Here is a 26,681-nt window from a genome sequence, read left to right as displayed (position 1 = left end):
TTTCTTCTCTCCACGGTCGGTTGTCGGTTCGGGCGCGGGGGACGGGAGGAGGTCACGCCCCGTCGTGCGAGGGGATCGGCTGCGGGCCGACCTGAAGGTTTCCGGAACCGGCGCTCATGCTGTCCGGGGCCTGGTGGGCGAACTGGGTGTGGTAGAGATCGGCGTAGAGTCCGCCCGCCGCGAGCAACTCCTCGTGGGTACCGCTCTCGCGGATCCGGCCGGATTCGACAACCAGGATCTGGTCGGCCTCGCGGATGGTCGACAACCGGTGCGCGATCACCAAAGAGGTACGGCCGGCCAGGGCCGTCTTGAGCGCACGCTGGATCGCCGCCTCCGACTCGGAGTCGAGGTGGGCCGTCGCCTCGTCGAGGACGACGATCGGCGGGGCCTTGAGGAGCAGCCTGGCCAGGGCGATCCGCTGCTTCTCGCCGCCGGACAGCCGGTACCCGCGATCACCGACCACGGTGTCGAGACCGTCCGGGAACGCGTCGATGGTGTTCCAGATCAGGGCCGCCCGGCAGGCGTCGACCAGCTCCTGCTCACTCGCCTCCGGCCGGGCGTACAACAGGTTGGCGCGCAGGGTGTCGTGGAAGAGGTGCGCGTCCTGGGTGACGACCCCGACGGTGTCGCGCAGCGACTGCAGGGTCAGCTCGCGGATGTCGTGCCCACCGATCCGTACGCTGCCCGACGACGGGTCGTACAGACGCGGCACCAGATGAGTGATGGTGGTCTTGCCCGCACCGGAGGGACCGACCAGCGCGGTGAGCTTGCCCGACGGGGCGCGGAAGGACAGGTTCTCCAGCGTCAGCGCTTCACTGGTGCGTTCGGGCTTGCGTATCGCGATCGACTCCAGTGAGGCGAGCGACACCTCGCGGGCGGTCGGATAGCGGAAGGAGACCTCGGCGAATTCGATGTCCGGCGCGAGTGCTCGCTCACCTTCGGGGGTGTCCCGCTCCGCGGTGACGTCCTTGGTGAGGTCCACGGCACGGGCGTCGGGGCGTTCCTCGATGAGCGGCTTGAGGTCCAGGACCTCGAAGACCCGGTCGAAGCTCACCAGGGCGACCATGGCGGTCGACTGAAGGCTGGACAACTGGTTGACCGGCCCGTAGAGCCGCATCAGCAGGGTCACCATGGCCACCAGCGTGCCGAATTGCAGGGTGCCGTCGATGGTGAGGCTGCCGCCCAGGCCGTACACCAGCGCCGTCGTGCACGCGGTGAGCACGGACACGATGATGGGCAGCAGCCGTCCCCAGGTGACCGCCTGCGCCGCCACGTCGCGCACCCGGCCGGCCTTGCCCGCGAACAGCGACGACTCCTCGTCGGTCCGGCCGTACAGCTTGGCCAGCATCGCCCCGGAGACGTTGAAGCGCTCGTTCATCATCGAGCTCATCTCCGCGTCCAGTTGCATCGTCTCGCGGGTGAGGCGCTGAAGTCTGCGCGCGATCAGTCGCGCGGGGACCAGGAAGAGGGGGATCATCACCAGCGCCGCCACGGTGATCTGCCACGACAGGTACACCATGGCGCCGAGCACGAGAAGCAGCGTCAGGACCGTGGAGACCGCCTGGGACAGCATGGTGGTCACGGCCTGCCTGGCGCCGATGACATCGGAGTTGAGCCTGCTGACCAGCGCACCCGTCTGAGCGCGGGTGAAGAACGCGAGGGACTGTTCCTGCACATGGGAGAAGACCTTGGTGCGCAGCTCGTAGACGAGCCCCTCACCGATCCGTCCCGAGCACCAGTTCTGGACGAACATCGACGCCGCGTCGACCAGGGAGAGGCCTGCCAGCAGTACGCAGAGCCACACCACCACCCCGAGGTCCTTGGGAAGGATCCCGTCGTCGATGACCTTCTTGAGGACCAGCGGCCCCGCAGCAGTGATGGCCGCGCTCACGCTCGTCGCGAACACCAGCAGGGCCACCTGCCAGCGGTACTTACGCGCGTACGGAAGGATGCGGCGCACCGTGCCCGGTTTGATCCGTTGCCGCGTCAGTGATTCCTCGCCCTGCCGTACCCGCATCGGCACGCTCATGCCCGGTCCGCCCATACCCGGCCCGCCCATCATGGCCACGGAATTTCGCCTCGCTCTCTTGTTCTCTCGCATGGAACGGCGAATGGCCGCAGGTGGACGCCCGGAAACGAGCGGAGAAAATCGCTCTGTCAGTACTTGTCGAGAAATTCGATGATGGCCGAGTTGACCATCTCCGGCTGCTCCAGATACCCGAGATGACCGCAGTCGGGAATCTGCACGAGATCGCAGTTCGGAATGGCATCGGCCACTTCCGCGACGAGATGCGGAGGGCAGATCAGGTCATCGGCGAACGCGATTGCACGGCACGGTACCGTGATGCCGCGCAATTGCGCCCGGCGGTCGCCGAGTTCGTCCACGGCCGCTGACTGTCCGGAGACGGTGTCGCCGCCGCCGGAGACCTCGAAGAGCTCCAGCCACGAGGCGACAGCGCCCTCGTCGTTCAGGGTCTTCGGCGAGAGCATCTCGATCACCGTCTTGGCGGCGGTGTACCGGGGCGGCAGCCGCACCCCGCTGTCCCGCAGGGCGCGGTCGGCGGCCGACTGCGCCCGCCGCAGGACGTCCGACCGTGCCCGGCCGGCGATCAGGACCGCCGAACGCACCAGATGCGGCTGGTCGAGAGCCAGCTCCTGGGCGATCATGGCACCCATCGACGTGCCCACCACGCGGCACGGACCGAGCTCCAACTCCTCGATCACTCCACGGGTGTCGGCGACCAGATCGGCGAACGAGTAGTCGCCGTCCGGTGCGTCGGAGGGTGCGATGCCCCGGTTGTCGAGGACGACCGTCTCATAGCCCGCCTGGTGCAGCGCGGGCGTCTGGTGCACGGTCCACACCCGTCCGGCGGCGGACGACCCCATGATCAGGAGGACCGGCTCGCCTCGGCCCGAGCGCTGGTAGGACAGCCGGATGCCGTTGGTGCTGACGAAGGGCATGGCGGTCTCGCTCATTCCCGGCCGGCGACGCGGTGGAACCCTGCGCGCCGCGCGTCGGCGGAATCACCTCGGGTATCGGTTCTCGTCTTGGGCAAGGCCCTCTCCTCGTGGTGCGGCAGGGGTGTTCGGCCGGCTGCGCCTCACGATGGCACCGCGCGGCCGGACCAATCAACAAGGGTTCATGACGGCCGGCCCGTGGCCCCTCACCCGTTCAACTGACGCCGGAGCGCAGTTAAACACCCGTCGAGAGAACCGGTCGGGCGAGGTTCGCTGAAAAGCCGTTCCAAAATGCGAGGGAGAGGACGGGTGGGGAACCGCCAGGAGTTCTCCGTGCTCATCGGGGAGTGACGCTGACGAGTATTGATCCACAGCCTGCAGACGGGGCATCCTGCTGAAGCGAGAGACGCAATAGGCGCCTTGAACTTCGGGTGCTCCACGTATGCATTGAGAGAAGCAGTTGGTGCGAATTTCTCCCGGAAGGAGGGGCGTAGATGACTGACCAGAAGCTGTTCCTGCGGTCCAACGTCATTGTTGAGCCACTGATAGACAGGTTCTTCGCCTGGCCGTACACATTGGCGCCGGTTCAGTCCGCGATGAATCTCGCGTTCCTCCAGGTACCTTTGCTCGAGTCCTATCTGCAGTCCCCGCAGGTGCACGTCGCGGCCAGCAACAACCCGGAGCTGCGCGGCGGTTACTTCATCAACATCGCCGAGGAGCGCGCCGACGAGGTGCGTGATCTCCTCGCCGGCATCAAGCGCGACCGGGCGGCGATCCTGCGCTTCGCCGATGCGATAGTCGCCGGCCAGGAGCTGCTGCGGGCGAACGCGACGGGATTCGACCTGACCCCGCTGTACCCGAAGCTGCCGCCGGAACTCGGGGGACTGGTCGAGCTGGCCTACGACACCGACAACCAGGCCCAGATGCGGTTCATGGAGCCGATCGTCTACACCAGCGACGTCTACCAGGAGTCGCGGCAGTCGGTGCAGATCTCCTACGAGACCGGCATCGAGCGTCCCTTCATCCTGAGCACGCCGCGACTGACCTCGCCGGACGTGCTGGAGCTGGACGTGCCGTTCAAGCACCCGGGACTGGAAGAGCTGTTCAAGGCACGCGTACGCCCCACCACGCTGAGCCACGTCGCCGACGGGCTCGGACTGGCCGGCAGCCAGGTGGATCAGCTCGCCGGAATGTTCGACGAGCAGCCCAGTCTCGCGGAGGACCGGCACATCCAGGAAGGCGGGCGCATCCGCTACTTCGGTCACGCCTGTCTCGTCCTGCAGACGCCGCAGGCCGCCATCGTGACCGACCCGTTCATCAGCGCCGACAACTCCGTCGGCGACCGCTACACCCTGGACGATCTGCCGGACTTCATCGACCTCGTGCTGATCACCCACGGCCACCAGGACCACATCGTCCTGGAGACCCTGCTGCAACTGCGCGGCAGGCTGGGCGCGATCGTGATGCCGCGCTCCTCGCGCGGCAACCTGGCCGACCCGTCGATGGCCCTGATGCTCAAGAACCAGGGCTTCCCGGTGATCGAGGTCGACGACTTCGACGAGGTCGAGTTCCCCGGCGGCAAGGTCACCGCGACCCCCTTCCTGGGCGAGCACTGTGACCTGGACATCCGCGCCAAGTCCACCTACTGGGCGGAACTGGCGGGCAAGAAGATCTTCATCGGCGCCGACTCCTCCGGCATCGATCCGATGCTCTACCGCTACATCAAGCAGCACCTGGGCACGGCCGACTTCGCCTACCTCGGCATGGAGTGCGACGGAGCACCGCTGACCTGGCTCTACCAGGCCCTGCTGACCATCCCGGTCACCAAGAAGATGAGCAACTCGCGCAAGCTCTCGGGGTCCAACGCGGAGCAGGCCGCCGCGATCATGACCGAGCTGGGGGCCAAGGAGGCGTACGTCTACGCCATGGGCGAGGAGCCCTGGCTCGGCCACGTCATGGCCACCACGTACAACGAGGACACCTACCAGATCAAGCAGATCGACGAGTTCATGACCTGGTGCAAGGACCGCGGCATCAAGGCCGGGCACCTGTACGGCCAGCAGGAATGGCGCTGGTAATCCCACCGGGCGGGCCAAGCACCCGCTCTTGACCCGCACGTCAGGAGGGCACCTCCATGCCTGCGCACGACATAGCGCACGTCGAGATGTACACGCGAGACAAAGCGGCCACGGCCGACTACTTCGTCTCGGCCATGGGCTTCACCCGGGTCGCCGACTGCGTGGAGGTCGACCGGAGTTCCGTTCTGCTCAGACAGGGGGACCTCCACCTGGTGGTCACCTCCGGTCCGGGGGTCTGGAAGTTTCTCGACAGACACGGGGACGGAATCGCCACCATCGCCCTCACGTGCGACGACGTGGCCGCCACCCATGACGCGGCGGTGGCGGCCGGCGCCCGGTCCGTCGGCACGCCGAACGGCAGCCCCGTGGTGACCGGTTTCGGCGACGTCACCCACCCGCTCCTGCCGGTCACCGCCCGGTCGGCCCCGTATCTGCCCCCGGGCCGCCGGTGGACGGCCGCTCCGGAGGCCTCCGCACGCCCCGAAGGCCCGATCCGGCTGCTCGACCACGTCGCCGTCTGCGTCGAGGGCGGCAGCCTGGACCGCCACGCGGACTTCTACCAGGACGCCTTCGGTTTCACCCGCTTCTCCTCCGAGTACGTGGCCGTCGGGGGACAGGCGATGGATTCGCTCGTCGTGCGCAGCGCGTCGGAGCGGGTCATCTTCACCCTCGTCGCTCCCGACCCGGCGAAGGAGCCCGGCCAGCTCGACGCCTTCCTCCAGCGCAACGCCGGTGAGGGCGTGCAGCATCTCGCCTTCCTGGTCGACGACATCATCCCCGCCGTACGTGCCTGCCGGGACCGAGGCGTGGAGTTCCTGAGCACACCGGACACCTACTACGAGATGCTCGCCGACCGCCTCACAGGCCTCAACGAGGAGATCGCCGGGCTGCGGGACGCCCAGGTACTCGCGGACAGCGACGAATGGGGCTACCTGCTCCAGCTGTTCACCCGCTCCCCCTACGAGCGCAACACCCTCTTCTTCGAACTCATCCAGCGCCAGGGCTCCCGCGGATTCGGCAGCGCCAACATCCGCGCCCTGTACGAAGCGGTGGAGCGCGACCGGCTGACCGCCTCGTGAGCGGCCCGGACGCCGGAACCGAAACCGCGAGCCCGCTCACCCTCACCGACTACGCCACCCTGGCGCGGGCGGGGATGAACCCCGCCGTCTGGGACTTCCTGGAAGGCGGTGCGGGACAGGAACGGACCCTCGCTGACAACCTGAGGGCATTCGACCGTGTACGGCTGAACCCGCGCGTCCTCACCGGTGCCGGCCGCCCCGACACCGGGATCACGCTCCTCGGCCGCCGCTGGGTGGCGCCGATCGCCGTCGCGCCCGTGGCCTACCACACCCTCGCTCACCCGGCCGGGGAGGTCGCCACGGCGCGGGCCGCCGGACAAGCCGGCGTACCCCTCGTCGTGAGCACCTTCGCGGGGCGGACCTTCGAGGACATCGCCGCCGCCGCGGCCCCGCTGTGGCTCCAGGTGTACTGCTTCCGCGACCGCGACGCGACGCGCCACCTCGTCGAACGCGCCGAGCGAGCGGGCTTCGAGGCTCTGGTGCTCACCGCCGATGCCCCGCAACTGGGCCGACGGCCACGCGATCTGCGCAACGACTTCACCCTGCCCGCCGGGATCGAGCCGGCGAATCTGACCACGGACGGCTTCGCCGCGCCCGCCGCCCACGCACTGGCCCAGTTCGATCCGTCCCTCGACTGGTCGGTCGTCGCGTGGCTGCGCTCCATCAGCTCCCTGCCCGTCCTGGTCAAGGGCATCCTGACCGCCGCCGACGCCACGCGGGCGATCGCGGCGGGGGCACAGGGCATCGTCGTGTCGAACCACGGTGGCCGGCAGCTGGACGGCGCGCCCGCCACCCTCGACGTACTGCCCGAGATCGCGGCAGCGGTCGCGGGCGCCTGCCCCGTCCTCCTCGACGGCGGGGTACGCCGCGGCGCCGACGTCCTGGCGGCCCTGGCACTGGGCGCAGACGCCGTACTGCTGGGCCGCCCCGTACTGCACGGCCTGGCGGCGGCCGAGGAGGAAGGCATACGCCACGTCCTGAGCATCGTCATCGACGAGCTGAGGGAGGCGATGACCCTCACCGGCATCCGCACGGTCGCGGACGCGGGCCCGGAGCTGGTGCGCGCACCGAGCAGCACCCCAACTGCGCAGTCGGTACGCCCCGTTGGGCGGACGAGCGGCCCGGGGCTGCGCAAGGCCGAGCTGCACGGCAGCCTCGGCGACCCGGTGCTGGACACCATGAACTTCCTCAACGAGATCACTCACCGTTACCCCGAGGCGATCTCCTTCGCGCCCGGCCGCCCCTACGACGGCTTCTTCGAGACCGAGCAGATCTTCACGTACCTGCGCCGCTACCTCGACCACCTGGAGGAGAGCGGATCCTCGCCCGACCAGGTCCGCTCGGCGCTCTTCCAGTACGGCCCGACGAGCGGCCAGATCCGCGAACTGATCGCGGACTGGCTGCGTCTGGACGAGAACATCGACGTCTCCCCGGACTCGATCGTGGTCACCGTCGGCTGCCAGGAGGCGATGCTTCTCGCCGTACGGGCCCTCATCGCCGGGCCGCGGGACGTACTGCTGGTCTCCAGCCCCTGCTACGTGGGAATCACCGGAGCGGCGCGGCTGCTCGACGCCGAGCTGACGGCGGTGGCGGAGGACCCCGGCGGATTCCGCTGCGCCGACCTGACGGCGGCGATCCGTGCCGAGCGGGCCCGCGGACGCAACCCCCGAGCCTTCTACGTGATCCCGGACCACGCGAATCCCTCCGGAACCACCATGCCTCTGGAGACCCGCCGGGAACTGCTCGAGCTGGCCGCCCGTGAGGACGTCCTGCTGCTGGAGGACAGCCCCTACCGGCTGGTCAGCCCCGGCACCCAGCTTCCGACCCTCAAGGCCCTGGACCGGGACCGACGCGTGGTCCATCTGGGCTCCTTCTCGAAGACCCTCTTCCCCGGCGCGCGCGTAGGCTTCGTCGTCGCGGACCAGGACGTCCACGACGACGTGGGCGGCACCGGGCTGCTGGCGGACGAACTCACCAAGATCAAGAGCATGGTCACCGTGAACACGTCGCCGGTCGCCCAGGCCGTCGTCGCCGGCATGCTCCTCGCCGCCGACAAACGCGCCTCGGAGCTCAACTCCAAGACCGCCGCGTACTACGGCGACGCGATGCGCGTCACCCTGCGGCAGCTCGAGGAGACCTTCCCCGAGGACGAGCGGGCAGCGCTCGGCATCCGCTGGAACGAACCAAGCGGCGGCTTCTTCCTGGCGGTCAACGTCGCCTTCCGCGCGGACAACGCCGCGCTGCGCCACTCCGCGGAGGAATTCGGTGTCATCTGGACCCCGATGTCCTACTTCTATCCCGAGGGCGGCGGCGAGCACGGCCTGCGCCTGTCCGTCAGCTACCTGACCCATGACGAGATCGCCGACGGGATCGCACGACTGGCGCGGTTCATCAGGTCTCGGACCACCAGCTCACCGGAAGGGTGATCGACGTGCTGACAGCAGTGAGCACCATCCGCAGCAAGACCCGGATGTGGGGGTGGACCTACCGATGACCATCACCACGGACCGTCCGAGCACCGACCTCACCACCGAACTCGGCGCCCACCACGGCAAGAACACCGGCGCCGCCGCCATCGTGGGTATCGGAACGGCGACCTCCGGAGTCTCCTACACCCAGCGTGAACTCCTCGACCTCTTCCGGATCACCGACCCCCGGGTCCGCTCCGTCTTCCTCAACAGTGCCATCGAACGGCGCCACCTCACCGTGCCGCCCCTGGACGCCGACGGCGTCTGCCTCCCCGAACCGCAGGGCGAGCTGCTCGCCAAACACAAACGGCTCGCCCTGGACATGGGGGCGAGAGCGGTGCGGAGCTGCCTGGACGACTCGGGCCTCGACGTCTCGGACATCGACTACCTGTGCTGCGTCACCACCACCGGCTTCCTCACCCCGGGACTGAGCGCCCTGCTCATCCGGGAGATGGGAATCCTCCCCAGGACCAGCCGGGTCGACGTGGTCGGCATGGGATGCAACGCCGGACTCAACGCCCTCAACGCCGTCGCGGGCTGGGCGGTCGCCAACCCCGGCAAGGTGGCGGTCCTGCTGTGCGTGGAAGCCTGCTCGGCCGCCTACGTCATCGACTCGTCGATGCGCACCGCGGTGGTGAACAGTCTGTTCGGCGACGGCGCCGCGGCGATCGCCCTGGTCGCCGACACCCCCGACACCGCCTACGGTCCGGCCGACCTGCCGGCGGTCCCCGGCAGCCCGCGCCTCATCGGCTTCGCCAGCCACCTCATCACCGACGCGATCGACGCGATGCGGTACGACTGGGACGACGACCAGGCGAAGTTCAGCTTCTATCTCGACCCCGAGATCCCCTACGTGGTCGGTGCCAACGCGGAACAGGTCGTCGACCGGCTGCTGTCCGGTGCCGGACTGCGGCGCAGCGAGATCAGCCATTGGCTCGTGCACTCGGGCGGTAAGAAAGTCATCGACGCCGTACGGGTCAACCTCGGGCTCACCCGCCACGACCTCCGGCACACGACAGGAGTCCTGCGCGACCAGGGCAATGTGTCGAGCGGCTCCTTCCTCTTCTCCTACGAACGGCTGCTCCGGGAGCGGGTCACCCAAGCCGGTGACTACGGCGTCCTGATGACGATGGGCCCCGGTTCGACCATCGAAACGGCGTTGGCGCAATGGTGAGGGAAGGCCAGATGAACACCAGCGAGAGCATGCCGCAGACCGAAGGGCTCCCCGACGGAGCCGACGAACTGGTGCTGCGGATCGACGGACGCCAGGCGCTGTCGGCCGAGTGGATCGGCGCGGTGAGCGCGGCCTGCGACAGCGCCGAGGACCGCGGCGGCCGGAGCAAGGTCGTCGTCCACGTGTCCGGCGCCCCCCAGGACCCCTGGGCGGGACATCCGACGGTGTCCCTGGTGAGCAAGTGGGAACGCGCGCTGCGCCGCCTGGAGCGCCTGCCGGCCGCGACCGTCGCCGTCGTCGCCGGCGACTGCGGCGGGCTGGCACTGGACGCGCTGCTGGCCACCGACTACCGCATCGCCACCCACTCCGTACGACTGCTGCTGCCGGCCGGGGAGGGCGGCACCTGGCCCGGCATGGCGCTGTACAGGCTCGGCCGGCACGGTGCGAGCGGCTCAGTGATCCGCCGTGCGCTGCTCTTCGGCACCCCCGTCGACGCGTCCGAGGCACTGGCACTGCACCTCCTCGACGAACTGTCGGACGACCCGGCCCGCGCCCTGGCCCTCGCGGGGGAACGGCTCGCGACCGTCTCGGGCACCGAACTGGCGATACGTCGGCAGCTGATGCTCGACGCCTCCACCACCGGATTCGAGGAGGCGCTCGGCGCCCATCTGGCCGCCTGCGACCGCACCTTGCGGCGGGCGGCGGTGGCGGCGGGCGAAGTCGCGTCGTGAGCGCCGCCGACGACCAGATCTCGCGGGGAGGCCAACTAGTCTCCGTGACAGCCGAATTGACGCACGCCCGGGCCGCGCTCGCCGAGTCCGCCGCACAAACCGACGAACTCCTGGACGCCCTGCCGGGGCCGCAGGAGCGGTCACCGCGACAGCGCGACCGCGCCGCGGCGACGCTCGACGCCACCCGGACTCTGCGTGCCGCCTTCATGGACGCGCACACCGACGCGGTCTACGACGAACTCACCGCCGGCCGCACCCGCCGCCCAAGGCTCGCCGAACTCGCCGAGGCCGCCGCGACGGCGTTCCCCGGACTGGTGCCCACGGCCGACCGGCTCAAGGCCGAACGCGCCCTGCCGCAGGCGGGAAAGGAAGGACACGAGATCGATCAGGGCATCTTCTTCAGCCGGGTGTTGCGCTCGTCGCAGGCAGGCCCGCACCTGATCGACACCCTTCTCACCCCGACCCCGCGCGCGCTCGCCCTGCTGGCGGAGTTCAGCAGGACGGGCACGGCGGACCTGGGCTCCGTACGGCTGGAACGTGACGCCGCGGTGGCCCGCCTGACCATGTGCCGCGACGACTGTCTCAACGCCGAGGACAACCAGCAGATCGACGACATGGAGACGGCCGTCGACCTCGCGCTTCTGGACACCGGGACGGAGGTCTGTCTGCTGCGCGGCGGTGAGATGACACATCCCCGCTACCGGGGGCGGCGTGTGTTCAGCGCGGGCATCAACCTCAAGTCCCTGCACGGCGGCGGCATTTCACTGGTCGACTTCCTCCTGCGGCGCGAACTGGGATACCTCCACAAAATCCTGCGCGGCATCCGCGTCGAGGACGGTGCGGGCTGGCGGGGTGCGACGGTCGAGAAGCCCTGGGTCGCCGCGGTGGACACCTTCGCCATCGGCGGTGGCGCGCAGCTGTTGTTCGTGTTCGACCACGTCCTCGCCGCGTCGGACGCGTTCCTCAGCCTGCCTGCCGCCAAGGAGGGCATCATCCCCGGGGCCTCGGCGCTTCGGCTGAGCCGGGCCGCCGGCACTCGCCTGTCCCGCCAGGTGATCCTCGAAGGGCGCCGCATCCGGGCGACGGAACCGGCGGCCCGGCTGCTCGTGGACGAAGTGCACGAGAGCGAAGAACTGGACCTCGCGGTGGAGCGGAGCGTCGAACGCCTCCGAGGACCGGCCGTCGTCGCCAACCGACGGATGCTGAACCTCGCCGAGGAACCGGTGGACGCCTTTCGCCTGTACATGGCCGAGTTCGCCCTTCAGCAGGTACTGCGCCTGTACAGCTCCGACGTCCTCGACAAGGTCGGCCGCTTCTCCGCGGCGAGGCCGGCGAGCCCGCGGTGAGCGACGCGGGGAGCCCCGCGTCGCGTACGGGAGAGGAACGGCCCGTCAGTTCCCCCTGAAGACTACGACGGGGTAGCCGCTGACGGGCCGCCGTACGAGGGGGAGCGGCGGCGCAGGCACGGCGAGGACGGCGTCGAGGGCCGCCGGCCTTCGCGGAGCGCCGTGTGCCCCTCAGAGCGAAGCGGACCAGCCGCCGGCGCCCAGCAGCCGGGACAGCTCCGGAGCCGCGGTCCGCCGTACGAGAAGTTCGACGAGGCCCTGTCCATGGCCCGGCGAGTGTTCGATACGGACGTCCTCGATGTTGACGCCGATCTCGCCGACGGCGGCGAACACTTGGGCGAGCGAATTCGGCTGATCCGGGATCGTGACGGTGACCGCGGCCAGGTCGGCCAGTGACGTGCCCGGTTTGTGCTCGATAAGGGCTCGCCCTGCGCAGCCCTGTTCGAGCAGTCGCTCCACGTCCTCCGCCGCGCGCTTGCGAGCCACCGGATCGGCGCTGGTCAGGTCGCGCAGCGCGGCGATGACCAGGCCGAGATCGGCCGCGTAGGCGTCGAGAATCTCCGCCACCGCCTCCGCGTTGGCATGGAGGACGTCCTGCCAGAGCGCCGGATTGCCGGCCGCGATGCGGGTGACGTCCCGCAACCCCTGCCCCGAGACCCGGATGCTCCCCTCCGGGGCGCCCCCGAGCCGGGCCGCCATGAGGGAGGAGACGAGGTGTGGCGCGTGCGAGGTGAGGGCGACGGCCCGGTCGTGCGCGGTGGCGTCCATGATCACCGGGGTGGCGGCGCACAGCGCGACCAGCTCCAGCGCGCGGTTGAGGACGGCCTCCTCGGTGTGCGCCGACGGGGTGAGGACCCAAGGGCGGCCCTCGAACAGGTCGGCTCGCCCGGCCAGCGGTCCCGAGCGCTCGGTGCCGGCCAGCGGATGACCGCCGACGTAGCTGGCGGCGTCGGCGCTCTGGCTGTGCAGGTCGCGGTGCGGCCCCGCCTTCACGCTGGCGACGTCGGTGTAGGCACGGGCGAGGCCGGCGCGCTGGACGCGCGCGAGTTCGGTGGCGATGTGGGCGGGCGGTACGGCGAGCACCGCGAGGTCGACCGGTTCCTGGGGCGTCTGGAGCGAGCCCGCCCCCATCGCCTCGGCTGTCCTGGCCGCTGTGCTGTTCACGTCCTGAAGATGCACCGCCACGCCGTTGCGCGTCAGGGCGAGGGCGACCGATGTACCGATGGCGCCGGTTCCGATGACCGTGGCACTTCTCATCGGTGGCCGCCCGTCGTCCGGGGTGTCCGGAGCCGTGGGCACACTGCCCGAATGGTGGCGGCCGCATCGTCGGTGGTGCCTGCGCACATGAGGGATTCCTTTCAAAGGTCTGGACGCATTCGAAAGACAGTGACGCAACCGGCGGCCGCGGCCGAAGAATTGACGTGCGGCGGCATGTGCGGAGAGAGGTCGCCCAGGACGCATGCCCGTGCGCGGCGAGGATGTCTCGATGATTCCGAACCATTGGCCAACGGGAGCTTTCACCTGGACATATGCGCCCATTGGGTTGTTTTTTCGTGCCCCTGTCCCAGCGTACTGCGCGGTGTCGTCCGAGACGATTGACCGCGGTGCGCGGTTGCCGTGTCCGTATTGTTTATGAAAGTAGTCTTCGATTCCATCTCGCGACGCCTGTCGGCCGGTGTCGTCATCGATCGACGCGAAGCGGAATATCAGCGACCGCACAGAAATTCCGGCGGCTGAAGCGGAGCCCCGAACGGTCGTGCGGGTGAGACCCCTGCGGCGGCCCGGTCCGCCGGCCCAACCGCCAGCCCCTGGCGCGCCGTTCAACCGATGCGATGCCGCAGTTGAACGAGGGATTGACCTTGCGCATGCCTGGAGGGCTCTGTACCCAAACCGTGACCTCTGATGTATGTTCGAACGAGACTTCTGGGGCTCGTGGGGAACGGCCAGGTGTAGTACCGAAGCCGTTACCGGATCGTCGATGGTGCTTCTCGTTCCACGTACATGGGCCGCATGTATGGAACGGGGAGGGAGAGTCGGTGCTCGCCTTCTCCCACATTCCCTGAAATCTCTGCACAAGCTGGTGTGACCAGTGGAAGGCATCGAGAAAAATCGATTCTTACCGTGCGGCAATGGGGGAGATCAGTTTGAAGAGCGAGATTGTCCAATTACGACGACGGGAACCCGCAAAAAAGTCAGTCGATCTAATCAGAGCCGCCAGCCATCCGAGAGCTCCGAAACGAACCGCCGTTTCCATTTCCATCGCCTCACTCCTCCCCGCCGACTCTCCGCGTCTGGAAGGACAGGACGCGGAGCACGTGGGCCGGCTGTTGGAGATCGACGAACCGCTTCCGCCGATCCTTGTGGAGCGGCGCAGCATGCGGGTGATCGACGGGATGCACCGTCTCACGGCGGCCCTCCTCAGGGGCGACGAGTCGATCCTCGTCGAGTTCTTCGACGGCACCGCTGAAGAGGCCTTCCTGCGGGCCGTCGAAGCGAATGTCACGCATGGCCTTCCGCTCTCCAAGGAAGACCGGCGAGCAGCGACCGAGCGCATCATCTCGTCCCATCCCGAGATGTCGGACCGGGCGATCGCACGGGCCACCGGGCTGGGCGCCAAGACGGTGGCAGCGGTCCGGCGCAGCGTCTTCGACGCCGCTGCGCGGACGAGCGCACGCATCGGGAGGGACGGCAAACTGCGGCCCCTCAACAGCGCGGAGGGACGGGAGCGGGCCGCGGCACTCATCGCCGAGCACCCGGACGCCTCACTGCGCGAACTGGCACGACTCGCCGGAATCTCTCCGGCGACCGTGAGCGATGTCCGCAAACGGATCATGTCCGGCGAGCCGCCGGTGCCGGAGCCGAGGCCGGACGAGTCCGCCGCCGACGACGAGCCGCAGGAGACCCCACAACCCGGCCGGGCCGGCGAGCGCCGAACCGCACGCAAAGCGCGGCTGGGCCCGCCGGATCCGGTGCCCCTGCTGGAGAAACTGCTGCGTGATCCGTCACTGCGGCACAAGGAGGCAGGAAGGCGTCTGCTGCGGGTGCTGCAGCAGAACGCCTTGGGAGAACAGGACTGGTCCAAGCTGGCCGACGCGGTGCCGTCGCACTGCGGGGACCTGGTGGTCGACCTGGCACGCCAGTACGCGGAGACCTGGACGGAGTTCGCGAAGGAACTGGACGAGCGCACGCAGTGAGAGGGGGCCCGCACCCCTAGGGACTCCCATCGGTGAGCACCCCGACGCACAGTACCTGCGTCGGGGTGCTCACCCGATTCCGCGGCCTGAAGGAGCAGCGGCAGCCGTGGCTACGCGGCCGTGGCCTCGCCCTCCTGCACCCGCCGCCGTACCTCGTCGAGGTGGGGGAGCGCGGCGAGCACCTTCTGACCGTCGACTCCGAAATCGACGAGCGAGGCGATCTCGTCCACTCCGGCCGCCCCGAGGGTGCGTGCGAAGGCGGTGCACTTGTCGACCGATCCGAACAGGGCCGCGGCGTGGAAGTAGCGTTGGAAGGCCAGCTGGGCCAACCGTTCGGGAGCGGCCTGCTGAAGCTCGCTCCACTGCCTCTTCCACAGATCGATGGACGAAAGCAGATACTCGCCGAACGGGCCACGTACCGTGTCGCGCACCGCGCGGTCGGTCTCTCCCACGAACGTGTGCAGCATGAGGGTCACCGTGCCCGCCGCGGGGTCGTGGCCGTGCTCCTCGCGGGCGGCACGATAACGCTTGATCTTCTCGGTCAGTTCGTCCGTGCTCTGGAACAGCAGCGCCGTCAGGACGTTGAGTCCCCGCGCCCCGGCCTGGGCGAACGACTCGGGACTCGACGTGCAGGTGAGCCAGATGTCCGGCTCCGGCTGGACGGGCCGCGGATACGTCAGTGTTTCGACCAGCTCGCCCTCGCCGTTGCGCCGCGACAGCCGCTTGCCGGCCCACAGGCTCTTGATCTCCTCGATCGTGTCCAGCGTGTACTGCCGGCGGTCCGCGTACCGGTCGGGAGCCAGCACGAAGTCGTTGGGGTTCCACCCGGTGGCCATCGCGAGATCGACCCGCCCGTAGGAGAGGTTGTCCACGAACGACCAGTCCTCGACCACGGTCAGCGGGTCGCGCAGCGGAAGCACGACGCTGCCCGCCCGGAGCCGGATGCGCCGGGTCCTGGTGGCGAGCGCCGCCGCGGCGAGCGCCGGATTCGGATACGCGCCGCCGAAGGGATGGAAGTGCCGCTCCGGAATCCAGAGAGCCTTGAAGTCGTGCTCGTCGGCGAATCGGGCTGTTTCCAGCAGCAGTTCGTACTCCTGCGGTGGGTCTACGACCTCACGGTTGGCGAAATACAGAAGGCTGAAATCCACGGAGACCCCATCTCGCTCAGACTGTGCCGAGGACGACGACCGCGTTGTGGCCGCCGAAACCGAAGGAATTGCTGACGGCCGCCCCTACGGGCGTATGTCTGGGCGCACCGTGCACGAGGTCGATCTCGGGAGTGCCGGGATCCCGCTCGCCGAAGTTCGCGGTGGGCGGGATGATTCCCTGTTCGACCGAGAGAGCGGTGAACGCGGCTTCGACGGCTCCCGCGGCCCCCAGCATGTGTCCGGTCACGCCCTTGACGGAGGTGACCGGTGTGCCGCTCCCGAAGACCTGCTCGATGAGCCGCGCTTCGATGGCGTCGCCCTGGGGTGTGCTGGTCGCGTGAGCGTTGATGAAGGCGATGTCCGACGGACCGAGCTCCGCGTCCTGCAGGGCCTGCCGCAACGCGAGTTGAGCGCCCAGCCCGTCGGGATGCGGTGCCGTGAGGTGGTGCGCGTCCGAGGATTCGCCGTAGCCGAGGAGCCTGGCGTAGGCGTGCCGGCCGCGCGCCCTCACGTCCGCGGCGCGCTCCAGTACGAGAACGGCGGCGCCCTCTCCCAGTACGAAACCGTCGCGCTGCCGGTCGAACGGCCGGGACGCGACAGCGGGTTCGTCACGACGCCGGGACAGCGCCTTGAGCCGATCGAACCCGGTGGACATGAGCGGCGAGACGCCGGCTTCGGTGCCGCCCGCCAGGACGACGTCGCAGCGGTCGGCGCGCAGCAGGTCGAGGGCGAACCCCAGCGCAGTGGTGCCCGACGCACACGCGGTGGACAGGCTCAGAGCGGGGCCGTGCAGACCGAGTTCCATGGCCACGTTGGCCGCGGCGATATTGCCGATGCCCTTCGGCACGGTCAGCGGATTGACCGCACGCGGCCCCCTGTCCCGCAACCGCGCTCCCTGCTCCTGCCAGGTGGCGTGCCCACCGAGCGCCGTGCCCATGAGCACGCCGACCCTGGCCGGATCCCAGTCCCCGGCCGCCGGTGCGGCGTCGGAGACGGCCTCGCGGGCCGCGGCCGTCGCGTACTGCGTGAAGGGATCCATTCGGCGCGCCTCGACACCCAGCAATCCGTCCGCGTCGAACTCCCGCACGGCGCAACTGAAATCGACGGCCATGCCCTCGAGCCGCGGATCCGCGGCGGCCGTCGGCAGCCCGGCGCAGACCGTCTTCCAGGCCAGGCTCGTACCGACCCCGGCCGGCGTGACCATCCCGATCCCGGTGATCACCACCTCCGGGCGCCGAAGTCCCCTGGCTTTCATGCGGGGATGACCGCGCCTCGGGATTCCAGGAGGTCGGCCAGCCCGGAGACGGTTGTGACGGCGCTGAGGTCCTCCTCGTCGACCGTCACACCCAGCTCCTCCTCAAGCTGCGCTCCGAGCTCCGCGAGAGAGAGGGAATCCACCGCCAGTTCCATGAACGACCTCTCCGGGTCGATGGGGCCGGGAACCTTGTAGACGGTGTTCAGGATGGTGGTGAGGTACGTGACATACATGCTGCATTCCCTTCTCACTCAGATCTCCGAATGGACAGCTGTCAGCCGGGGCCAGACCAGCGCGGCCGACGCCCAGGTGAGGCCGCCGCCGAAGGCGGTCAGTACGGTCCGGTCACCGGGCTCGAGTTCATGGGCGGCCGTCGCCTCGGCCAGGGCCAGCGGAATGGAGGCGGCCGCCGTGTTGCCCACCTCGGCGAGCGCGCAGAGCGCGCGCTCGGGTGGCAGGCCGAGCCGCTTCGCCACCGCCTCGACGATGCGGGCGTTCGCCTGATGCGGTACGAGCAGGTCGAGCGTCTCGGGACTCCAGGAGCAGTCCTTCATCACCCGCAGGGCCGAGTTCGTCATCTGCTCGACCGCCTGGAGATACACCTTCCGTCCCGCCATCGAGAACCAGCGCTCGCCGGTCGGCTGTTCACGGGCGCCGGGAACACGGATGAGCTCCGCACCGGAGCCGTCGCTGCCGAGGTCGAACGCGAGCAACGCGCCCTGCTCGCCTGCGGAGCCGCGGCGCAGCAGCACAGCCCCCGCACCGTCTCCGAAGAGCACCGCCGTGGACCGGTCGAAGGGGTCGACAATGCGGGAATAGGTTTCGGCCGCGACCACCAGAACACTGTCCACGATGCCGGCTGTGATCAGACCTCCGGCCGCCGCGGCGGCATACAGGAATCCACTGCAGACAGCTGACACGTCGAATGCGGGAATCCTTCCCTGCCCCATGCGGTACGCGATCTCGGGTGCGGCAGGCGGACAAGGACGTTCCGGTGTCGTGGTGGCGAGAATGAGGGCCCCTACCGTGCCGGTCCCCGCCGAACTCATCGCATTGGCGGCGGCCGCACAGGCCAGATCGTTCACGGAGACATCAGGGGCGGTGCGACGGCGCGAGGATATTCCCGTCCTGGTGCGAATCCATTCGTCACTGGTGTCCAGGTGATCCGGCAGTGACGCGTTGTCAACCTTTGTGGAAGGTAAACAGGTGCCCAATCCGGCGACCACGGCCGCGCTGACGCCCGGTACCTGCATCTTGCCGCTCCTTTGAGTACCGCCTGTCGGCACAGCAGACGCCATCGCATTCCTCATGAATTCTTCGTCCGGCGACCGTATCCAGGTCGAGAACACGGCACAACCGCGGCCGACTTCGGGCATCCGCAGGCGGAGCGCCCCGCCGGCACCGCACCTCACGGCAGGCGTGAACTGCCCTTCACCGGACCCGGCCCGCACCGGAGCCCTGTTCAACTGGTGCGGCGACGCAGTTGAACGGCGGGTGTGGTGATCGCCGGGATTTGATTAGCCTCAGGGCGCGGACCATCGTTCATCGGGGCAGACCCATGGCTGCCCGATTCAATTCACCCAGGAAGGGACGGCGTCGTGACTAATCCGTTCGACGACCCGGATGGCATCTACTTGGTCCTGGTCAACGACGAAGGACAGCACTCGCTCTGGCCGGTCTTCGTCGATGTACCCGACGGCTGGAAGACCGTATTCGGCGAGGCCGGACGGCAGGAGTGCCTCGACTACATCGAGAAGTCCTGGACCGACATGCGACCCAAGAGCCTGATCGAGGCCATGGGGAAGTGAACCGCTGCCGCTCGGCGATCCCTCGTTCGGGTCCGCCGAGCGGCAGCGATCCTGCTTGACAGACTGCCGGGGCGCTGTCCGCGCTCCACGGACTTCCAATTGCCAAGGCGCGGTTCCCTCAGCGGGACTGGGCGCCTTTCAGCATGCCTGAACGGCGGCTGACCTCTGTTTGTCAATAGGCGTGCCGGAATACTTGGGGTGGACGGGAATGGCTGCTATCGACCGCGAAATCCAGCATCTGATGGCTGGCCAGTTGGAGATCTGGCAGGCGCAGCAACTCGCGCCCGAAAACCCGATCTACAACGTCGCCGAGTATCTGGAGATCAACGGCGACCTGAACGTCGAGCTCTTCGTGGAGGCCCTGCGGCGCACCGTCGACGAGGCGGACAGCCTCCGGCTGCGCTTCCGGGTGATCGACGGCACCCCCATGCAGTACGTCGCTGGCCCGCACGAGGGCTACCCGGTCCATGTCATCGACGTCAGCGCCGAGCCGGACCCGGACGCGGCCGCCCAGGAATGGATGCGGGCGGAGTTCCGCCGCCCCGCCCCTCTCACGGACGGGCCGCTGTTCGCCTTCGCCCTGCTCAAGCTCGGCCCCGAGCACCACTTCTGGTACCAGCGCTACCACCACCTCATCGTCGACGGCCCGGCCGCGGCCCCCATCGCCACCCGGGTCGGCCGGCTCTACGACGCACTCCTGACCGGCCGAGCCCCGGAGGGCCGGCCCCTGGAGCCCTTGTCCGTACTGCTTGCGGCGGACCGCGCTTACCAGGACTCACCCGACTTCGCCCGCGACCGCGCGTACTGGCTCGACACCCTGTCCGACCTCGCGGACACGGACGCGGGCGGCGGCCTGACGGGGGGAGGCCTGCCCGACACGCTGGTGCGCCACCGGGACCGTATCGAAGCCGAACAGGTCACCGAACTCGAGTCCGTCGCACGGCGGTTGAGGACCAGTCTCGCCGGCCTGGTGATCACCGCGGCGGCCATCCACCAGCACCGCGTCACCGGAGACCAGGACGTCGCCATCGGCCTCCCGGTGGCCGGCCGGCTCGGCGAGCGAGCCCTCGGCATTCCCGGCATGACCGCGAACAACATGCCGGTACGCGTCCGGTTCGACCGGAAGACCACCCTCGCCGACGTCGTCCGACAGGCCACCGGCGCCATCCGCGAGGGCTGGCGTCAGCAGCGGTACCGCTACGAGAACACCCTCCGGGACCTGAAGCGCGTGAAGGGCGACACGCTGTGCGGTCTGCACGTCAACGTCATGTCCTTCGACTATCCCGAACGGTTCGGTGACTGCCGGATCACCTGCCACAACCTCTCCACCGGCCCGATCGACAACGCCCGCATCGACATCTACAGCAGGCTCGGCGAACCCGGCGTGCAGCTCGACGTGGACGTCAACCTCGACGTCCACGAGCCCGCCGCGGCCACGGACATCGCCCGCCGCTTCCTGCGCATCCTGAACTGGATCGTCACCGCCGCCCCCACCGATCCGGTCGGCCGCGTGGACCTCCTGGAACACGACGAGCGCCTGCGCGCGCTGGTCGAATGGAACGGGACCGGGACCGGCACCGACATCGAGGCCACCACCGTCCCCGCACTCTTCGCCGCCCAGGCGGCGCGGACACCGGACGCCGTGGCCGTGGCATCCGACGAACTCCGGCTGTCGTACGCACAACTCGACGAGCGGGCCAACCGCCTCGCACACCACCTCAAGGCCCACGGCGTCGGCCCGGAGTCCGTGGTCGCGGTCGCCATGGACCGCGGCGTGGACCTGGTGGTCTCCCTGGTCGCGGTCCTCAAAGCCGGCGCGGCCTACCTGCCGATCGACACCTCGCTGCCCGCCGAACGCATCGGCTTCATGCTCGCCGACAGCCGCGCCGCGATGCTGCTCGGCAAGGAGGAACTCCTCGACGACCTCCCGGTCAGGCGCGTCCTGACACTCGCCGTGGACTCCACCCCCGTACAGGCCGCCCTCGCGTCCGCACCCGTCACCGCGCCCCAAGCAGCCCTGAAGCCGGACGGCTTGGCCTACGTCATCTACACCTCGGGATCCACGGGCACACCGAAGGCGGTCATGCTCACCCACGCCGGCGCGGTGAACCTCGCCGCGGTACAGGCCCGGCGATGCGGCGTCGACGAGAGTGCCAGGGTGCTGCAGTTCGCGTCGGTCGGCTTCGACGCCGCCACCTGGGAACTGCTGATGGCACTGGGCACCGGCGCGCGACTGGTGGTGGCCCCCGCCGAGGAACTGCTGCCCGGATCAGGCCTGGTGGAGGTGCTCAGCCGGCACGGCGTCACCCACGCGACTCTGCCCCCGGCCGTCCTCGCGGTGCTCGCTCCCGAAGACCTGCCCTCCGTGACCACCGTGATCTCCGCGGGCGAGGCACTCGGCAAGGACCTGCTGGCACGCTGGGCTCCGGGCCGGACGTTCATCAACGCCTACGGCCCCACCGAGGTGACGGTCTGCGCCACCATGACCGGCGCCCTGCACGCCCACGACGAGCCGCTCATCGGCACACCCAACCCCAACACCCGGGTGTACGTACTGGACCAGGCGCTGCTTCCGGTCCCGGCCGGAGTCGTCGGAGACCTGTACGTCGGCGGAACCGGAGTGGCCCGGGGCTACCTCGGACGGCAGGCACTGAGCGGACAACGCTTCGTCGCCGACCCGTTCGCCGCGGACGGCACCCGCATGTACCAGACCGGAGACCGCGTCAATTGGACCGACGAGGGCCAACTGGCCTTCGTCGGCCGGGCCGACGACCAGGTGAAGATCCGGGGCTACCGGATCGAACCCGGCGAGGTGCAGTCCGTGGTGACCGCACACCCCGACGTCGAACAAGCCATCGTGGTGGTCGACGAGGAACCCACCGGAGACAAGCGCCTGGTGGCGTACGTCGTCGCGGCCGACGGCGCCCGCATCGCCGAACTGCCCAACACCGTGCGCACGTTCGCGTCGGGACGGCTCCCCGAGTACATGGTGCCGAGCGCCGTCGTCGTACTGGGTGGCTTCCCCCTGACAAGCAACGGCAAGATCGACCGCAGGGCGCTCCCACGGCCCACCTACCCGACCGGCACGCGCCGGGCACCGGCCACGGAGCAGGCGGAGATCCTCTGCGCAGCCTTCGCCGAGGTCCTCGGACTGGAGCGCGTCGGGGTCGACGACGACTTCTTCGACCTGGGCGGCCACTCCCTGCTGGCGACCCGCCTGGTGAGCCGGGTCAGGGCCCTGCTGGGTGTCGAAGTTCAGATCGCCGACGTGTTCGAGGCCCCCACCGTCGCCGCCTTGGCCGCCCGGCTCGCGGACGCCGAGGGATCCCGCCCCGCGCTGGTCGCCGGCCCGCGCCCCGAGCGCATACCCCTGTCCTTCGCACAGCGGCGCCTGTGGTTCCTCGGCCAGTTGGAGGGACCCAACGCCACGTACAACGCCCCGCTCGTACTGGGCCTCTCCGGACGCCTGGACCGGGACGCGCTCGAGTCCGCCCTGCGGGATGTCCTGGAGCGGCACGAGGCCTTGCGCACGGTGTTCCCGGTCGAGGACGGCGAGCCCTACCAGCGGGTGCTCGACCTCGACGAACTGTCCTGGGACCTGACGGTCACCGAGGCCGTGAAGACCCAGGAGACGTACGACCGCCTCCAGGCCCTCACCGACCTGTCGGGTTCGGCGTCGGGCCCCACACCGGACGCGACACGGGAGACCGAGGGCCCGGCGGACCTGGCCGAAGAAGTGGTCAAGGCTGCTGGGTATGCGTTTGATCTTGCGGTTGAGGTGCCGGTGCGGGCGTGGTTGTTCGTGGTGGGTCCGGATGAGCATGTGTTGGTGTTGGTGGTGCATCACATTGCGGGTGATGGGTGGTCGATGGGTCCGTTGGCGGGGGATCTGTCGGTGGCGTATGGGGCGCGGGTTGGGGGTGGGTTGCCGGGTTGGGGTGTGTTGCCGGTTCAGTATGCGGATTATGCGTTGTGGCAGCGGGAGTTGTTGGGTGGGGAGGGTGATGTTGGGAGTTTGATGTCGCGTCAGGTGGCGTATTGGCGTGGTGTGTTGGCGGGTGTGCCGGAGGAGTTGGGGTTGCCGTTTGATCGGGTGCGGCCGTCTGTGGCGTCGCATCGTGGTTTTTCGGCGGGGTTTGAGGTGCCGGCGGGGGTGCATGCGCGGTTGGTGGGTTTGGCGCGTGCTGAGGGTGTGACGGTGTTCATGGTGTTGCAGGCGGCTTTGGCTGTGACGTTGAGTCGTTTGGGTGCGGGGACGGATATTCCGATTGGGTCGGCGATTGCGGGGCGGACGGATGAGGCTCTGGATGATCTGGTGGGGTGCTTCGTCAATACGTTGGTGATCCGGACTGATCTGTCGGGTGATCCTTCGTTCCGTGAGGTGTTGGGGCGGGTGCGGGAGGCGGGTCTTGGTGCGTATGCGCATCAGGATGTGCCGTTCGAGCGGTTGGTGGAGGAGTTGGCTCCGTCCCGTTCGCTGGCCCGACACCCCCTCTTCCAAGTCGTCCTCACCAAGCTGAACACCGTCGATTCGCAGCGTGACCCCAACGCCCCGGTGCTTGAACTCCCCGGTCTCGACGTGGAGTTGCTGTCCACGGCTCGTCCTGCGGCGAAGTTCGACCTGGACGTGATGGTCGGAGAGACCTTCGACGACGAGGGGGTGCCCGCGGGAGTGCGGGGTGCGGTGACGGTGGCTGCGGACCTGTTCGACGAGGAGGCCGCGGCGGGGATCGCGGGTCGGTGGGTACGGGTGCTGTCGGCGTTGGTCGAGGATCCGCAGATGCGGGTCGGGGCCGTCGATGTCCTGGATCCCGTTGAGCGTCGTCGGGTTCTTGAGGTGTGGAATGAGACGGCTGGCGGGGTGGCGCCTGTTGGGGTTGTTGAGTTGTTCGGTGGGCAGGTGGTGCGGGCGCCGGATGCCATCGCGGTGGTGTCGGGTGGTGTGTCGGTGTCGTATGGGGAGTTGGATGCGCGGGCGAATCGGTTGGCGCATTTCTTGCGGGCGCAGGGTGTGGGTGCGGAGTCGGTGGTGGGGTTGTGCCTGCCGCGGGGTGTGGACATGGTTGCGGCGATTGTGGGTGTGTGGCGGGCGGGGGCTGCGTATTTGCCGTTGGATCCGGGTCAGCCGGCGGAGCGGATCGCGTTCATGCTGGCCGACAGCGGTGCTGTCCTGACGTTGACCTCTGAGGAGGTGTTGGAGGATCTTCCGGCGGGCCGGCAGCGGCTGGTGGCGGTGGATGGTCCCCTGGTGTCGATGCAGCTGGCGGCGCTTCCTGTCACGGCTCCGGAGATCCCGGGTGTGGTGCCTGGGCAGGTGGCGTATGTGATCTATACGTCGGGTTCGACGGGGCGGCCGAAGGGTGTCGCGGTCACCCACGGCGGACTGGCCAACTACGTGGCGTCGGTGCCGGGGCGGGTGGGCTTCGAGGGGCCGGGCCGGTTCGCGGTGTTGCAGGCGCAGGCCACAGACCTGGGCAACACGGTGGTGTTCGCCGCTCTGGCCTCCGGCGGCGAACTTCACATTCTGGACGAGAACGCGGTCACCGATCCGGCGGTCGTGGCCTCCTATCTGGCCGAGCATCGGATCGATTTCCTCAAGGCCGTCCCGTCCCATGTCGCGGCACTCGGTGCGGCTGCGGTACTGCCTGCCAAATCCCTTGTCCTGGGTGGTGAGGCGGCTTCCGCGCAGTTGGTGGGTGAATTGCTGGCGGGCGCGGGTGATCGGGGGGTGTTCAATCATTACGGTCCTACCGAGGCGACGATCGGTGTGGCGACGACTCGTCTGACGGCGGAGATGGCCGCTTCCGGGGTGGTTCCGGTGGGTTCTCCGGTGGCCAACACCCGGTTCTACGTCCTGGACGAGGGTTTGCAGCCGGTCGCGCCGGGTGTGGTGGGCGAACTCTACGTCGCGGGCGCGCAGTTGGCGCGGGGCTATGTGGGCAGGCCCGGATTGACGGCGGAGCGGTTCGTGGCCTGCCCCTATGGCGGCGTGGGTGAGCGGATGTACCGGACGGGCGACCGCGCCCGGTGGACTGCGGACGGTCAGGTCGTCTTCGCCGGCCGTGTCGATGAGCAGGTGAAGATCCGCGGGTATCGGGTCGAGCCGGGCGAGGTGCAGACCGTCCTGGCCGCGCATCCGCTGGTGGCCCAGGCGGCGGTCGTGGCTCGTGAAGACGTGCCGGGTGATGTGCGCCTCGTCGCCTACGTGGTGGCGACGGATGACGACGTCGATCGTGCTCAGCTGGCGCGGGAACTACGCGAGTACGTCGGTACGCGGTTGCCCGAGCACATGGTGCCTTCGGCTGTCGTGGTGATGGAGGGTCTTCCGCTGACCGGTAACGGGAAGCTGGATCGGGGGGCTCTGCCTGCTCCGGATCGTGCGGCGGTGTCGGGCACCGGGCGGGGGCCGGCCAGTGTGCAGGAGGAGATCCTGTGCCAGGCCTTCGCCGAGGTTCTCGGGCTGCCGTCGGTGGGTGTGGAGGATGACTTTTTTGATTTGGGTGGGCATTCGTTGTTGGCGACTCGGTTGGTGAGTCGGGTGCGTGCGGTGCTGGGTGTGGAGGTGGAGATTCGGGAGTTGTTTGAGTCTCCGACGGTGGCGGGGTTGGCTGGTCGTTTGGGTGGTGGGGGTGTGGTTCGGCCTGCGTTGGTGGCGGGGGTGCGTCCGGAGCGGGTGCCGTTGTCGTATGCGCAGCGGCGGTTGTGGTTCATCGGTCAGTTGGAGGGGCCGAGTTCGACGTACAACAGTCCGGTGGTGTTGCGGTTGTCGGGGGCGTTGGACCGTGATGCGCTGTCGGGGGCGTTGCGGGATGTGATCGGGCGTCATGAGTCACTGCGCACGGTGTTCCCGGTGGCCGACGGCGAGCCGTATCAGCACGTCCTCGACCTGGACGAACTCCAATGGGATCTGACTGTCACCACCGTGGTCGGGGATGCCGAGCCTGACCAGACGAGAGCGCAACTGCTCGATCTCGACGCGCTGTCGTGGGATCTGCCCGTAATGGACCTGCCGGTGACCGAGCCGAACCAGGAGCTGCCGGCGGCCGAACTCGCCTCCGGGGAGCTGGCGGGTGCGGTGGCACGGGCTGCTGGGTATGCGTTTGATCTTGCGGTTGAGGTGCCGGTGCGGGCGTGGTTGTTCGTGGTGGGTCCGGATGAGCATGTGTTGGTGTTGGTGGTGCATCACATTGCGGGTGATGGGTGGTCGATGGGTCCGTTGGCGGGGGATCTGTCGGTGGCGTATGGGGCGGGGGTTGGGGGTGGGTTGCCGGGTTGGGGTGTGTTGCCGGTTCAGTATGCGGATTATGCGTTGTGGCAGCGGGAGTTGTTGGGTGGGGAGGGTGATGTTGGGAGTTTGATGTCGCGTCAGGTGGCGTATTGGCGTGGTGTGTTGGCGGGTGTGCCGGAGGAGTTGGGGTTGCCGTTTGATCGGGTGCGGCCGT

At 68.7% G+C, this 26,681-nt stretch carries 16 protein-coding genes; 9 read left to right on the top strand and 7 right to left on the bottom strand.

Translation table 11 applies throughout. The features are described 5' to 3' along the window. Window positions 1-52 precede the first annotated feature (52 nt). The gene (locus ACIQI8_RS00080) at window positions 53-2,029 is read right to left on the bottom strand and encodes an ABC transporter ATP-binding protein (RefSeq protein ID WP_402342539.1); all 1,977 of its coding nucleotides are present in this window, start codon (window positions 2,027-2,029) and stop codon (window positions 53-55) included. Window positions 2,030-2,157: 128 nt separating this feature from the next. Further along, complete coding sequence (locus ACIQI8_RS00075; RefSeq protein ID WP_402342536.1) at window positions 2,158-2,961, bottom strand: alpha/beta fold hydrolase; 804 nt, start codon at window positions 2,959-2,961, stop codon at window positions 2,158-2,160. Window positions 2,962-3,452: 491 nt separating this feature from the next. On the opposite strand from ACIQI8_RS00075, the gene ACIQI8_RS00070 reads away from it, so the two are divergent. From ACIQI8_RS00070 to dpgC, 6 genes are all read left to right on the top strand, one after another. Next, window positions 3,453-5,036 (top strand): MBL fold metallo-hydrolase, encoded by a 1,584-nt coding sequence (locus ACIQI8_RS00070; protein WP_402342533.1) that lies wholly within the window; start codon window positions 3,453-3,455, stop codon window positions 5,034-5,036. A gap of 56 nt (window positions 5,037-5,092) precedes the next feature. Continuing rightward, window positions 5,093-6,115, top strand: a complete 1,023-nt coding sequence (gene hppD, locus ACIQI8_RS00065; RefSeq protein ID WP_402342530.1) for a 4-hydroxyphenylpyruvate dioxygenase — start codon at window positions 5,093-5,095, stop codon at window positions 6,113-6,115. Next, complete coding sequence (locus tag ACIQI8_RS00060) at window positions 6,112-8,541, top strand: aminotransferase class I/II-fold pyridoxal phosphate-dependent enzyme (RefSeq protein WP_402342527.1); 2,430 nt, start codon at window positions 6,112-6,114, stop codon at window positions 8,539-8,541. Before hppD ends, ACIQI8_RS00060 begins: the two co-directional genes overlap by 4 nt. A 64-nt stretch (window positions 8,542-8,605) precedes the next feature. Continuing rightward, window positions 8,606-9,757 carry a 3,5-dihydroxyphenylacetyl-CoA synthase DpgA gene (gene dpgA, locus ACIQI8_RS00055; RefSeq protein ID WP_402342524.1) on the top strand — a complete coding sequence of 384 codons (1,152 nt, stop codon included), beginning with the start codon at window positions 8,606-8,608 and terminating at the stop codon, window positions 9,755-9,757. 11 nt (window positions 9,758-9,768) lie between these two features. Further along, a complete protein-coding gene (gene dpgB, locus ACIQI8_RS00050) occupies window positions 9,769-10,488 on the top strand; it encodes an enoyl-CoA-hydratase DpgB (protein ID WP_402342521.1) in 720 nt (239 codons plus the stop codon). Window positions 10,489-10,532: 44 nt separating this feature from the next. Further along, window positions 10,533-11,834 carry a (3,5-dihydroxyphenyl)acetyl-CoA 1,2-dioxygenase DpgC gene (dpgC, locus tag ACIQI8_RS00045; protein ID WP_402342518.1) on the top strand — a complete coding sequence of 434 codons (1,302 nt, stop codon included), beginning with the start codon at window positions 10,533-10,535 and terminating at the stop codon, window positions 11,832-11,834. A gap of 171 nt (window positions 11,835-12,005) precedes the next feature. On the opposite strand, the gene ACIQI8_RS00040 is transcribed toward dpgC, so the two are convergent. Next, window positions 12,006-13,091 carry a prephenate dehydrogenase gene (locus ACIQI8_RS00040; protein ID WP_402342515.1) on the bottom strand — a complete coding sequence of 362 codons (1,086 nt, stop codon included), beginning with the start codon at window positions 13,089-13,091 and terminating at the stop codon, window positions 12,006-12,008. Window positions 13,092-14,149: 1,058 nt separating this feature from the next. On the opposite strand from ACIQI8_RS00040, the gene ACIQI8_RS00035 reads away from it, so the two are divergent. Beyond that, window positions 14,150-15,028 carry a transcriptional regulator gene (locus ACIQI8_RS00035; RefSeq protein WP_402342512.1) on the top strand — a complete coding sequence of 293 codons (879 nt, stop codon included), beginning with the start codon at window positions 14,150-14,152 and terminating at the stop codon, window positions 15,026-15,028. 110 nt (window positions 15,029-15,138) lie between these two features. Here ACIQI8_RS00035 and ACIQI8_RS00030 read toward each other — a convergent pair whose 3' ends face one another. Genes ACIQI8_RS00030 through ACIQI8_RS00015 form a run of 4 tightly spaced genes read right to left on the bottom strand, consistent with a single transcriptional unit; the run spans window position 15,139 to window position 18,684 of the window. Further along, complete coding sequence (locus ACIQI8_RS00030) at window positions 15,139-16,176, bottom strand: MupA/Atu3671 family FMN-dependent luciferase-like monooxygenase (protein ID WP_402342509.1); 1,038 nt, start codon at window positions 16,174-16,176, stop codon at window positions 15,139-15,141. 16 nt (window positions 16,177-16,192) lie between these two features. Then, on the bottom strand, window positions 16,193-17,431 hold the full coding sequence (locus tag ACIQI8_RS00025) for a beta-ketoacyl-[acyl-carrier-protein] synthase family protein (RefSeq protein ID WP_402342506.1): 1,239 nt from the start codon (window positions 17,429-17,431) through the stop codon (window positions 16,193-16,195). Beyond that, window positions 17,428-17,664, bottom strand: coding sequence for an acyl carrier protein (locus ACIQI8_RS00020; protein ID WP_402342503.1), 237 nt, complete (start codon window positions 17,662-17,664; stop codon window positions 17,428-17,430). The genes ACIQI8_RS00025 and ACIQI8_RS00020 overlap by 4 nt, the downstream gene beginning before the upstream one ends. A gap of 18 nt (window positions 17,665-17,682) precedes the next feature. Further along, window positions 17,683-18,684 (bottom strand): beta-ketoacyl-ACP synthase 3, encoded by a 1,002-nt coding sequence (locus tag ACIQI8_RS00015; RefSeq protein WP_402342500.1) that lies wholly within the window; start codon window positions 18,682-18,684, stop codon window positions 17,683-17,685. A 345-nt stretch (window positions 18,685-19,029) separates the two neighbouring features. Between ACIQI8_RS00015 and ACIQI8_RS00010 the strand changes: the two genes are divergently transcribed. Beyond that, on the top strand, window positions 19,030-19,239 hold the full coding sequence (locus ACIQI8_RS00010; RefSeq protein WP_280878746.1) for an MbtH family protein: 210 nt from the start codon (window positions 19,030-19,032) through the stop codon (window positions 19,237-19,239). A gap of 208 nt (window positions 19,240-19,447) precedes the next feature. Continuing rightward, a partial coding sequence (locus ACIQI8_RS00005; RefSeq protein ID WP_402342496.1) for an amino acid adenylation domain-containing protein occupies window positions 19,448-26,681 on the top strand: 7,234 nt, incomplete at its 3' end.

This window comes from Streptomyces sp. NPDC092369 (assembly GCF_044755245.1).
Lineage (GTDB): Bacteria > Actinomycetota > Actinomycetes > Streptomycetales > Streptomycetaceae > Streptomyces.
The sequence above is the reverse complement of the archived record's forward strand: the minus strand, read 5'-3'. Positions and strand labels throughout refer to the sequence as shown.